The sequence below is a fragment of the Streptomyces sp. NPDC007162 genome, assembly GCF_040634175.1.
GTDB lineage: Bacteria > Actinomycetota > Actinomycetes > Streptomycetales > Streptomycetaceae > Streptomyces.
Genome location: NZ_JBEYFC010000071.1, coordinates 1 through 13384, shown reverse-complemented (window position 1 = coordinate 13384; position 13384 = coordinate 1). Strand labels below are relative to the sequence as shown.

The following is a 13384-nucleotide window of genomic DNA, read 5'->3' as shown; positions in this document are numbered from 1 at the left end:
GGGGCGGCTTTCCGGGCTCACGTCGTTCACCCGTGAGGAGGCGGCCCTGCGCCGGGACGCGTACCGGGACGCGGCGGGGCTGCGGGAGTACACGCAGTGGTGGCGCGACGGCGACGGCCGGCTGGTGAGCACACAGCGCCGGCTGCCGGTGGCGGCGGACGCGAGGGTGGTGGTGTGGGGGTCGCACGGCGAGCCCGGTGGACGGTTCAGGGGCGCGACCGCGGACGACAGGACCGTCGTTGTCGACCCGGACGGGTTGTCGGCGCTGATCGCCAACGAGATGCCCGCGGATGCGACGGACATCGTGCTGACGTCGTGTTCCCCCGCTGCCGACCGGGAGACGCTGACGGCGGCGGCCCAGCGGATCCGTCAGGCCACGGGGCTGGGGGTCCACCTTCCCGAGGCTGACGTGTCGGTCACCCCGGCGACGGACGGTGAACCGGCCCGGATCCACACCCACGAGCGGCCCGACGGCAGCCCGACGGCCTTCGTCTCCGCTCTCCCCGAGGGCCGTACCCCCGTCCCCCAGACACCCGTGTCCGACCCGGTACAGGCCGGGCAGCCCGCCATCCCCGACGCGGGGTACCGCAATACGGGAACAACCAGCGTCCGGACCGCCGCGCCGGCAGCCGGTACACGGTTCCCGGGTGAGGGTCGCCGACTCGACGGGAAGAAGGCCCAGGAGTTCCAGGAGCCGACGCCAAAGCCCGAAGGGGAGGACAACTTCCGGGGCCAGGGCCACCGGCTCGGCAGCGGCCCGGTGGAGGCGCCGCGTCCCGGCGCTGCGTCGGCGAAGGCGTCAACCTCCGAGGCGGCCCGGACCAGCACCGACACTCGGACCGACGAGGCGGCGACGGTCAAGCCGGTGATGGGGAAGCGGGAGGCCGGTGCCACAACCCCCCGGCGCGAGACGCGCGAGCAGCCGACGGCGGGTGCCGGACGAGCGCCCTTGACCCGTGAGGCGGGCACCACGGCGAAGCCCGCAACCTCCGCATCGTCCGATTCCCTTACGGCCAAGCCCGCCACGTCCGGACTCCCTGCCCCCCGGCGCGCCCGTCAGGCTCCTCATGGGGACCCGATCACCGAGGCACGGCAGACGCTGGACGAGCTGTACCGGATGGTCGCGGACTGGAACGAGCAGCGTGTCCAGGAGACCGCCTCGGCCGCGCAGGCTTCGGCCGAGGCAGTACGGCAGGCACAGGCAGAAGGCGGTAGGGCCCCTGAGGCCGTGCTGCGGCGAGCGGCCGCCGACGAGGCCGCCGCGCAGGCCGCCCGCGCCGAGGCCGCCCGCTGGGACGAGCAGCGGCAGGCCGCCACGCAAGGGCGGATGGTCCACGCTCCGGCCCCGGAGCCCGTTCTGAACGGCGGCTTCACCGGAGCGCGGTTCGTCGGGCGGCACGAGTTGCCCACACGCGACGACGCCTCCCCGCTCCTGCCGACGAGCGACAACGCGGTCATCGTGGGCGGCCAGTACCGTGCCGCTGACAACCGCATGTACCTGGACGGCCGTTGGCGGACCGCGGCCGAGGTGGCGCACTACGTCGAGCAGCGGACCACCTGGGAGCCGGGAACCCGCCAGCCGGTCGTCCTCCTGGCGGGCCAGGCCGGACGCGAGCACGTACGAGCCGGTCTGCCTTCGTTCGCTGGGCAGGTGGCCGACGCGCTGAACACCCGGGTCGCCTCCGGCGACCGGCCCCGGCCCATGGTCGTCGCCCCGGTGGGGCAGCCGGTCCAGACCGGGCCCACGGAGATCGCCGCCGGAACGCCGGTGCGCCACGGAGCCGACGGTATGGACCTGCGTGTTGACACGGGTGAGGGCTTCGCGCTGAACGTGCCTGGACAGCGGCGAGGGATCCCGCTCACGCACGATCTGGGTACGGCCCTGGGTTTCCTCGGAGCCACCCTGGAGCCCGGCAACGCGCCCCCGTCCGAGCCGGTCATCTGGGGCTTCGGCCCGGAGGCCCCGGCCGGCATCGCGCGTTATACCGCGCAGCCCCACACGGCGGACGGCGCGCCGGAGGCCTCCGTGTCCGGCACCGAGCCCGTGACGGCCGAACAGAGCGAACAATTTGCTCAGTCCCCCGTCGACAGTCAGGAATCTCCGGAAAGCCCCCAGCGTGACGGTGAGGATTCCGCAGGCGGGCATGCGGCCCGGGCTTCTCTGACGGAGGACGGCGCGCCCCCGGTGCCCAAGGTCGTGGTCACGGGGCCGGACGAGCCCGGTGACCGTACGCCGTGGTACCTGGAGTACGGCGCGCTGGGGCAGGCCGTCGTGCCGGACTCGGCCAAGGCAGTCGAGTTCACCGACGAGCAGGCGGAGTTGTGGGCGCAGCGGATCAGCGAGCGGCTGGAGCTGCCCGCGTCGGCGCAGGATCCGACGGGCGCGCTGCGTGCCGGGATCCGGGACGCGGTACGGGATCTGCTGCTGACCCGGGAGCCGAAGCACTGGGACGACCTTCTGGCGGCCGGTCGCACGCTGGTCGTGGCCGGCCGGCTGGTGTGGCTGCGGCCGATGCCGCGGGATCTGACGTTCCTACCGCGGGAGAAGAAGGAGGTGAAGGAGTTTCCGGTCGGATTCGCGTCCACGCAGACCGGGGGCGACAGCGGCCACGAGACCAGCCACGGTGCGGACTCGGCGTTGTTCACGGCCCTGAACCTGGGCGCCGGCGCGGCCGCGTCGGCCGCCGCGGTCGCCGCGCCGCAGGTGGTCGTCGGATCGTCGAAGAACAAGCAGTGGAACTGGGCGCGGACGGTCCTGTCCGGCCGCAAGCCCTTCATCAACGACTTCAACCGCTTCAGCGCCGGGCTGGAGATGCGGGTCTTCGTGGGCGGTGAGGAGGCAACTCCTCAGGGCTACCGGGTGACGGTGCCCGACCGGCTCCAGGTCGATCTGCCGGCGCCGTACTCGGCGGAGCAGGGATCTCGCCCCGATCTGGTCGCCCCGGAGGGGCCTCGTCCGCAGCGGCCGGGCACGGACTGGCCGTCGGAGGCGCGGGAGATGCTGAACGCGGTGGACATGACGCCGCTGATCGCCGGCCTGCACCGCAGTCTGCTGGCCGCCGGGCTGCCGGCGCCGGCGGTGAAGAAGTACATGCACGGGCTGGAGATGGACTCGTCGAAGGGCTTCCTCACCGAACCGACCGCCCGCAACCGCTATCAGTGGTGGTCCTCCGGCGACACGTCGAACAGTGTCGAGGTGGACGGTTCACTGCTGGGCCGGAAGTTCAAGGGCCATGTGCGGCTGCAGGCCTGGGTCGACAGCCTGCAGTACGTCGGCGACACCAACGTCGGCAGCCGCGACGACATCGGCGTGGGCACCAACCGGACGGCGACCAGCAAGGGCGCGTCGGTGGGGGGTCTGGGCGGCGGGTACAACACGGCCGGGATCAGTGGTGGCGCGGCCGACGCGTCGGCGGCCGGCAACGATCCCGAGAACGTAACCGGGCCGGGCCACGAGGAGTCGGATGTCCATTCGAACAAGTTTGAGGTGAAGGGCGTCGCGCCCGCCCTCGGTGGCCTCCTCACCAGTGAGCGCAGCGCCGGCCATTCGCTGAGCGCCGGGCATCTGAGCCACCACGTGCTGAACATCTTCGGTGACCAGAGCCGGTACCGCGTCGGACTTCGCCTGAAGGCGACGGTGGAGTCCATCACGCACACCGTCGGGCCGGTGGAGATCACCACGGAGTCCGAGCTGAGCGTGCCCCAGCGCGAGGCGGCGGACTTCGTCAAGCGCACGGTGGGCGATGGATGGACCCCGGACCTGCGTCCGAAGGAGGACGGTCCGCAGGCGCCGCGCCACCAGGTGCTGGCACCGCACCCACCGCGCATCGTACGGCGGTTGCCCACCGCCCGGTCACCGTACCGGTTCGATCTGCTCGGCTCCGGGGACGGACCGCGACCGAATCCCCACCCGCGTGAACCGCTTCCGCTGGCCTCCCGGCGGGGCTTCGGCTTCAGCATGCCGATCGCGCTCGCAGGCACCGAGACCCTCCAGGGAGACATCCGGGCAGCCATTGCACAGCACCACGAGAAGGCGGTCGGAGCCCGTAAGGCAAAGAAGAGCGACTGGGCGACCGCGGACCGCGACCTGGCGATGTTCTACGGCCGCGCCGCGCTTGACCCCTACGAGGTGCTGTTGGGCATCCACCGGAGCATCGAGGTGGGCGACCGCCGCTACAAGGTCTCCGCGAAGATGCGGTGGGGCGAGCGGATCAACGACCCCAACCCGCTGGCCGGTACCGCCGAGCCGGGAAAGGACCCGGCGGACCAGACGTACAAAATGAAGGTCAACGCCCGGGCCGTCTTCGGCGCCACGGTCGCGGGGGAGCGCGGCCGCGGGACCAAGGGCAAGTTCACTTTCGGCGCGGGCGCCCGACTGTCCGTCCCGGAGCACGAGTTCCACCTCGGCGGGCTGCATGTCACCACGCCGCCCTTCCGGCTCGCGATCGGGGCTGTCAGGGGGTTGACCAGCTACGGCCGGAAGAACACCAAGAAGTTCAGCGGTCTGGCGAAGGCCTACCGGCGTACCGAGACGGCCGGTGAGGTCCACGAGGACCGCTACCGGATGACGATCCAGTGGACGGTCACCCCGGAGGAGGGGAAGCCGTCCTACCTCAGCGGCCAGGTCCCGGCCATCGCCCGCGTCGTGACCCCGCTGGAGCACGCGCCCAAGCAGCCCGTCACCCCGGAGCAGGCGGCGAACGCTGGCAGGACCCGGATCACGCTGCGCCGTCAGAACGCCGATCGGCCCCTGGACTTCAGCACCGGCACCCACGGCATCTATCCGTCCTTCCAGATGATGCCCGAACTCGCCCAGCTCGCCGCCCGGATGTACGCCGAGCAGCACGATCTGCCCGACAGCTGGCTGCACGATCCGTCCCAATGGCCGGAGGAGATCCTGGACCTGGCCCATCCGGTGATCCTGGCCTCCCGTTTCGGTGAGATGAGCGGGCCCCACGGACATGAGACGGAGCTGCCGAAGACCGGCAAGTACAAAGAGGCGTTCCAGATCAAGCTCCGCATCGACGATCCGGAAGACCTGGGCCCCAGCAGCGAGATCGAGGTGGAGCACTACTCCCAGGCCGCCGCCGCGTACGAGAAGGAGAAGTCCGGCGAGTGGGAGCTGGGCATCACCGGCTCCGGCGGCCCCCAGTTCCGCTTCGGATCCGACGCGGAGAAGGGTCACCACAGCGGCCCCGGCGGCCGTGTCACCGTCCAGGGCTATGGCCTTGCCGCCGTCACCACGGGCAGCGGCAAGGCGGAGACGAACGGCCGGATCGACATCACCCGGGCGACCTACGGCGGAGATGTGCACACGCTGCGCGGCACACCGGTCTTCGAGGTCACCTATCGACGGTGGCGGGGCAAGGAACTCGCGGAGGCGACGCAGTCCCTGAGCGCCGAGAAGGCTCTCGACCTGCTCGTCCCGAAACGCCGGCTCGCCGACGTGATGCCGCCCGCGGCCGCGAATACGGCCCTGAACGCGGTCCCGACGATTGTCGTCACCCCGCCCGGGGAGGACCCGAAGCTCACCCGTACCTACCTGTCCCCGGACCTGATCGCGGGGGTCGGGCATCCGGAGGTGATGCGGGCCGACGGTGTGCTCGACGCGATCTTCGAGCGGCTGCGCAATCATGGTGTGGTCACCACCGAGACGATGCCGGGTGCCGCCCCGCGCCCCAACCTCCTGAATCGCGCCCTGACCGCCTCGTTCTCCTCCGACGCGTTGGAGACCGAGATGCACGCCCTGACGACGCGGCAGGGTGTCAGCCGCTGGCTGCCGATCCCCGGTCCTCTCGGTTCCACGCGCTATCTGTGGGTCAAGGTCACCGCCACCCGCCTGGGCCCCGCGAACGACCAGCGACCGCGCGACGACGTCAAGCTCACTCTGCGCGGCGAGGCAAGTCATGAGGAGGCCAGGAGCAAGAACTCCGGCCTGGTGTACGGCGGCGGGTTGGACGTCCGCGCCCGCGCCGGCGGCGGCGGTGTGCACGGCGGTGTGGAAGGCGGCGCTGGTTACAGCAGCTCGCGCGGGAGGACCGACGAGAGCATCGAGAAGACGGTCACGATCCATCGGGCCAACCCCCGGGACGCGTCGGAGGAGTTCAACCACGACCTGACTTTCCGCGTCGAGTTGGGCACCACGACCGAACTGCCCGAGTTCCTCCGCCTGCCAAGCCGGGCCATCGACAAGATCGCCCAGCTGTACTCCGGACAGCCGTCCCACGACCAGGGTGTCTTCCAGTGGTACGACGCGGGCGACGGCACCGAGGGCAACAGCCCCCTGGTGGAGGGCGGTTCGGTGCGGCTGCTGGTACCCCGGCACATGACCGTCATGACCGATCAGCCGGCGCAGGCCATCGACCTCACCCGGGTGCGCGAGACCGCGGTCACCTGGGAGCCGACCGCCCGCACGGCTCCCGAGCTGCCGCAGGCTCTGCTGGAGGGGCTGCATCCGTGGTCGGTGCCGGCCGCCGCCTCGATCGAGCGCTGGGCCGGTCTGACCGCCGTCCGCCGGCGCACCGCGCCGGAACTCGACATGAACGCGCCACCGACGATCGGCGGGCTGAACTTCACCACTCGCGCCGGCCTCCGGTACAGCCACTTCACCAGCGGCAACATGCTCCGCACGCACGTCACGGACCTGCTGAGGCACACGTACCAGGTCCCGGTGGGGAGCCACCAGGTGACGGTGGGTATCGAACTGGACAGCGCCGAAATACTCGGCCCGGTGGCGGGCACACCTCTCAAGCAGCGGACGTACGAGCAGCACAACGAGGAGCCCAAGTCCGAGCGGGAGCGGCAGAGCGGCTGGGACATCTCGCTCGGGCCCGAGATGGGCGGTTCGATCGGCGAGCACCAGATGTTCGACCGGCTGCCGGTCACCATCAAGAACTGGCTGAACAGCCGCAAGCGGTCCGCCTTCATGGGCGACACGGAGGAGCGCAACAAGGAAGCCGTGCGCCCCTACCGCCAGTACCGCTTCGGTGTCACGGCCGTGATCAACGGCCCGCACGGAACCATCCGCGTGAAGGTCCCGGGCGGCCTGTACGGCGCACTCCCGGTCGACGCGGCCACCAACAAGCTGGCCGACGGCCTCGAAGACGAACTCGGCGGCCTGCTGGCCGGCCCGGCTTCCGTCTCCCAAGCGGCCACACCGAAGCCGCAGCCGGACCGGACGGTGCAGCAGGTGCCGCAGCAGGAGGAGCTCTCTGTCGGCCGGGGCAGGCCGGTCAAGGTTCCGGCCACGGGCGAATGCCTGCCGTACGCCTTCATGGGAAGCGACTCGGTGTACGTACGGGATCACCTCCCCGGCCTGGCCGCCGATCAGCCCGAGGTCTACGCCATGCTCGGAGACCCGGAGAGGGTCCGCGCCGAGCTGGTTGAGCATGCCCGGAACCTCTCCGAGGCGGGGATCCTTCCGGTCGGCTCGCTCAAGGACGCCGCCGGGGCCATGCGCTCCTTCGTGCTCAACTATCTGGACGCTCAGAGCGGCGCTCTGCCTCAGCAGATCACAGGGCAGTTCCGGCGGACCGAGACCGCCGCGTTCGAGACCCGGACCGCCGGTCTCGACCGCGCCGGACTGCTCGCCCTGCTCACCTACCACGGCGTGGACCGTGTCTCGCTTCCCGAAGCGCTGGAGCCCGCGTACCTTGCGGACCTCTTCACAGCCGCGTTCACGGCCGAGGCCGTCAACTCGGGCGGGACCGAGGACGAAGCGCGAGCGTCCGCCGCGGCCTCCGCCGCGAACCTGGCGCCGCGTCACCAGTTCGCGTTCCTGGAGGCACGTGACCTGCTGCCTAGCCTGGAGGAACTGACGGACGACGGTCTGCGCCGTCTGCTCCGAGCGGTCTACCCGGCCAGCCCGGCCCCACTGGACCAGGAGGAACTCGCCGCCGTACGGGAAGCCGTCGACAACTGGGACACCCGGTGGCGTACGCCGGCCGGAGAGGTCTTCCTGCCGCTGCTCGCGCACGCCTTCGGCGTACGCGCCGATGTGGTGACCCAAGGCGCGACACAGGTCACCACCCGGGGGCCGGCCGACGCCGGCCACCGGATCGAGATCCACTACAACCGCAGCGACCACTACGACGCCAGTGACGCCGACCCCGAGGCCCTCAACCAGCCGCCCTCGCGTGCTCCCGGCAGCACGGGCGGCACCGCCGCACCGCTGCAGAGGGCACCGTCGGCGCCCTCACGGGAGACCGGTGTGAGGACGGCGGAGACGCTCGTCCCGTCCCAGGTCGTGCACCCGCACGCGGCACAGTTGCCGGCGGACCGGGCGTCCCGTGACGCCTTCATCGCCCAAATGCGTGACCAGGCCCTCCAACGGAGGCAGAACCGGACCGCGCAGGGCGAGGCCCCCTCGGACGGCCGGCCGCTGCACCTGGTCGCCGACCTCGACGGCACCGCCTCCGCGGACGACTACCTGCACGCCGCCCGCGGCCTGGCGCTGGCCGTGGGCGAACCGGTCGACCTCGCCCTCGTGCACTACGACGGCACCATGCCCGACCATCTGGAACACCTGCGGGTCGACCCGGACCACCCGCGGCGGGCCGCCGCTGAGCAGGCACACACCGACCACCAGGCGCTCGCGCGGGAGCAGGGGCCCGAGGAGGAGGCGCGCGCCGAATAGATCCGCGCGGCGGCCACCCGCGCCGCCGAGGCCCACCGGGCGTCCGGTCAGCAGGCCCGGCAGGAGGGCGAAGCCGCGACAGCCGCCGCCGAGAACCGGTCGGACCTGTCCGGCGCCACCCCGGCCGACGCGGTCCGCGCCGCGTGGCATACCACCAGGTCCGGCTACGCGCTGCCCGACAACAACACGGAGCTGGCCGCGGCCCAGCGCCTGCCCGAGTTCGCGGATGCCCGCACTCTCGTGCTCGGTGCCCCGGGAGAGGACGGCTGGTACACCATCCGCGGCCGGGTGGTCACAGCCGCGAACTCGCGGAAGAGATCCCGGCCCGCCTAAGGGCCGACGGTGCCCAGCCCCTGCGCCGCCTCATCGTCCACGGCGAGCGCAGCGCCGCGCTGGCCCGCGACCTCAGCAACCGGCTCGCGCCGTACACCGTCGACGTCATCGGCTCCCTCGGCACCACGGCACCGGCCGCATCGGTCACCGGCAGACTGAAGCAGGCCGCCGACCGCTTCGCCTCCGCGCCGCAGACCGGCTGGATCGCCCACCGCGACGGTGAGCGCATCCGCACCGGGCTGTTCGGACCACAGACCTCGCTGGCCGACCTGATGGAGCAACTTGCCAGGCCCGAGTACTGCCCGGAGGCGACACCCCCGGCCGACAACACGAGCTCGTTCTCCTCGGTGACGGAGTCCGCCGGGCCTGGACCGCGAGTGGACGGCGCTGGACGGCACGCGGTTCCGGGACAGCGACGTGCACACCCTGCCGTTGATGGCCAAGAACCATCAGCGGTTGGGCCGCATCTCGATAGCGGACGACGACAGCCTGCGGAGGAAGCAAAGAGGCTTCAGGGATCACCTGGAACAGGACTCGGTCCTGCACACCGTGCACGTGGGCGACTCCCTGGAGGTGAACCGGGTGGAATTGGCGGATCCACCGGACCCCATGGTCTACCACTTCGCCGCCCATGGACTGCCCGGCAGGCTGGAACTCGTCATCCAAGGGAGGACGGTGTGGCTGAGCGCCGAGGACGGCGGACGGTACATAGGCGGGCTGCGTGAGCTGGCCGAACTGCCGCCCGAGTACACGGGAATGCTGACGGTGTGCTGGTCCGCGACGCCTGCCTCCGGAAGCCAGGAGCCCATTGCCGCCGGGCCGCCACCGCACGTGGACTACCCACTGGAAGACGTACCGCCGGCCCAGCACGTCGCGAATGTGAGCAGGCGCCAGTTCACAGCGCCCACCGGCATGAAGGGGTTCCTGCGCGACGAACTCGCCATGACGAGCCCACAGCACGGCATGGAAGGTCGCATGGTGACCTTCCGCCCGGAGCCTTTGGACGAGGAACTGGACGTCCTGGCAGGGGCGGCGGGTCTGGACACGGCGGTCGGTGTCTCGCCGGGAGAACGCAGGAGGGTGACGCGGCTTACGCGGGGGCACTGGAAGGCATCGGCGCGCTGGAGAGACTGCGGGCCAACGATCCGGCGCTGGGACGCTTCACGCCGTTCCGGCTGGACATGTGGACGTTCTTCGCACAACGGTTCACCGCGGGAGCCCCCGACAAGGCCGCGTATGCGCGGGTTCTGGGTGCCGCCTGGTAGCGGATCCAGCAGCAACCGGACGAGCGACTCGGCACCATGGCCCAGGACGCGCACCTGCAGTTCGTCCTCACGGAGATGGCCAAGGGCGCAGCCATGGTCCGGTCGGTGCTGAGGCTTCCCCCTGGTGCGCCCGTGCGTGATCAGGACAAGGCGCGGGTGCTCTGGGCCTCGGCACGGGCGGCCCGGATGCTCGGTGGGATGTCGCGCGCGGAGCTGGAATCGCTGGGCCGGGCGGTGCTCCACCTGCCCGACACCGTCCGATGGGACCGGCCGAGGGGCCAGGCGCTGGCGGTCCTGGTCGCCGCCGCGAACGCGGAAGGCCTGGACACCGCTGACCGCGACGTGCTGGGTGCCTTCCACCTCAAGTGGAACGGGGCGTTCTCGCCGTCGGTCCTGCTCAGCCGTGACGGCGACACCCAGGGAGTCAACTGGAGCGGCAGGCCGGCGCCGGGCGGAGTAAACGCGCGCCGCGTCCGCGTGATCGGGGCGGACGGTGACGTGCAGACGGTCGTCGCGCCTTGGGCAGCGCCGGGAAAGTCTTTGGAGTACCACATCGTGTGGACCGACACGGATCCGGCCGGCGGGCTGGTGCTGCACCTGCCCGGGCTGGGTGCCGTTCCCGTGCGGTCCCGGGAGTTCCTGGCGCTGCTGGAGCTCAGCCCGTTGCTGCGCACGCTGCGTCTCGGTATACCGGTCGTCTTCCTGGTGTCTGGTCTCGGGGCACCGGGGCACCGGGGCACCGACTGCCGCAGGCGTACTCGGACCGCACCGGCCGGCCCGGCTGGAGCTACAGCGGATCCCTCGATCCGACGGCGGACGACCCGTCCGATCCGCTGGACATCGTCGCCCTCCCCGAACCGGACGCCCAGACGCCAGGGGCCTGGCGTAACACCCATCGGCGGCCGCACAGCAAGCCCGGTGACCACATGGACCTCGAGGTCAGCCCGTGAACAGCACAGCACCTGATCCTGACAGCGTCGACGGCACCGGCGGTCCCTCCGGGGCTCTGAGAGGCGAGCCGGGGTTTCGGACACCGCCGGACGATTTCGTCGCGGCGGCCAGATCGGCACCGAATCACTGGCTGTCCGTCATCGACAGGCACTGGCGTGGTGCCGATGACGAGGCACCGCCGTCCTGGGCCGTGCTGGGCCGTTGGCGCAGCGACGAACACGGCGAGATAGTCGAGTGGGACAAGAACAGCGAGTACCGCCCCTCACCTGACGCGCTGGGGTGGGCCCGCCCGAGCAGTCCCGCCGATGCCGCCGTGCAGCTGGTCGCCACCGGGTACGGCCCGGAGGAGTCGATCGTCGCGGCCGTTGCGGAGGCCGAGGTGGCCGTGTGCGTCGGCGACGGCGGGCGGCCGGTGGTGACCGAGGTGCCTGACGGGACGGTGGTTGTACCGGTCTTCTCCGCCGCACCGGGGTTGCAGGAGGACCGGCTGCCCGCACACCGGGTGATGCCGGTGCCCGAACTCCTTGACCTGCTGCCGCAAGGGTGCGACGTGCTGTTTCTCAGCTCGTCCGCTCCGGTGGCGCAGATCCTCGCGGCGAGCGCGTTGCGTTCAAGGCGTGGCTGAACGGCGCGGTTGGATTTCGCGGTTGAACGGGGCTGTCGAACCCGCCCGGGACGCGGAGAGGTTGGTAGCCGTGTGTGGAGCTCGGCTGTCTGCTGAAAGGCCGCGCAGCGTGATTCTCACCGCGGCTTCCGGCTTCCGGCTTCCGGCTTCCGGCTTCCGACTTGCGCTCGCTGCGCTGCCGCGCCGGTCGCGTGGGTGACCGCAGCTGTGGTGGTGCGGGAAGTTGGTACTGCCGTCGCTCTCCGTCCTTCCGTACAGCTGCGACTGCCCGACCGGACAAGGTGGCGGCGCTGCGGGCCGCATGTCGACTAGGCTTCGAGTCATGACTGGGGTGGGACGGAGACGGCTGCGGACTCCCCGGTCCGGACGTACCGACGGGAGCCGTGAAAGCCGATGACGCTCACCCTGGACCTGCATCCGCTCTTCAGGAACGAACGCGACATCGACCGGGCGGTCCGCCAGATCATCTTCAAGGCGGCGGCGACCAAGGCCGACCTGGTGGAGATCATCCCCGGAAAGGGCCGAGGACAACTCAGGGCCCGAGTCCTGGCGATACTCGGCCAGCCGCAGCTGAAGAAGCTCTACGTCCGATACGAGGTCGACCCGTCGAACGAGGGGCGCATTCTGGTCCGCTTCAGGTGAGCCGTCGGACCCCCTCCCCGGAAGGCAGAGCATGACGCGATGGGGCATGGTCTTCTCCCGCCGTGCGCGGGATACGGAGGCCGCAGCCGACGAGCCGGCCGCGGCCGGCGGTGACGAGACGCCCGTGGTCGTGGACCAGCGCGACGGGCTGTTGCTGATCCGCACCTCCCCGGCATCCTCGCCGGGACCTGAAGAGGTGGCGGAACTCGCCCGGACGCTGGCCGCTGCGGACACCGGCCTGCCGATCGCCACCGTGGTGGTCGGTGTGGAAGCTGAGGCGTCGCCCGCGCTGTGGGGGCGTCTCAGCGAGACGTTGGACATCCTCCGGGCGGACGGCGTCGCGAGGGTCCGCCTGGTGCTGCCGGGTGCGGGCAGCAAGACCACGCAGCGGCCCGCGCTCGGTCGGCGGATCGCCGATGCGTGGGATTTGGAGGTGGTCGCCCCGGTCGGCCCCGCGCTGATCGTGCCGGGTGGTTCGCTGTTCGCCCCGGACGCTGCGACGCCCCCGCAGGGCTGGCAGTTGTTCGCTCCCGGCACCGACCCGCGGCCGCTGGGGCCCCGGCACCCGGCGCCCGCCTGGCAGGACGCGCTCGGCCGGCTGCCCGTCAGCACCGCGTCGGGATGCGTGGTCGAGCAGATACCGGCCGGTGTGCTCGTCCGCCCGCCCGGGGCCCGGCCGCCGCAACCGGGAGATGTGTGCTTCGCGGTGCCCGCCGACCCCGTCCACCCGGTCGTCCTGGTCGGCGTCCCCGGTCCCACGGACGGTCCTGACGTCCCCTCGGACGACCTCGGCGCCCTGCTCGCCGCCCTGCCACGGGAGTTCCGCTCCCAGGTGCGCCTGGCCCCTGGCAACCACAAGTACCTCGCGGCGCACCCGAACAGCACGGCTCAGACGGCTCCCGCCGCGACGACGAGCTCCATGGCCGGCAAGAC

4 protein-coding genes and 1 pseudogene are annotated in these 13384 nt (G+C 71.4%); all 5 read left to right on the top strand.

The window, feature by feature from the left end; genetic code table 11:
* Positions 1–124: 124 nt before the first annotated feature.
* Positions 125–8635, top strand: a complete 8511-nt coding sequence (locus tag ABZ646_RS11640) for a hypothetical protein (protein WP_360516247.1) — start codon at positions 125–127, stop codon at positions 8633–8635.
* 1634 nt (positions 8636–10269) lie between these two features.
* Positions 10270–11199: a hypothetical protein gene (locus tag ABZ646_RS11635; protein WP_360516244.1), complete on the top strand. Its 930-nt coding sequence runs from the start codon at positions 10270–10272 to the stop codon at positions 11197–11199.
* Complete coding sequence (locus ABZ646_RS11630) at positions 11180–11809, top strand: type VII secretion system-associated protein (RefSeq protein ID WP_360516241.1); 630 nt, start codon at positions 11180–11182, stop codon at positions 11807–11809. Before ABZ646_RS11635 ends, ABZ646_RS11630 begins: the two co-directional genes overlap by 20 nt.
* Positions 11810–12202: 393 nt before the next feature.
* Positions 12203–12451 (top strand): Smr/MutS family protein, encoded by a 249-nt coding sequence (locus ABZ646_RS11625; protein WP_360516238.1) that lies wholly within the window; start codon positions 12203–12205, stop codon positions 12449–12451.
* Positions 12452–12482: 31 nt separating this feature from the next.
* A pseudogene (locus ABZ646_RS11620) lies at positions 12483–13384 on the top strand (hypothetical protein); the annotation flags it as partial.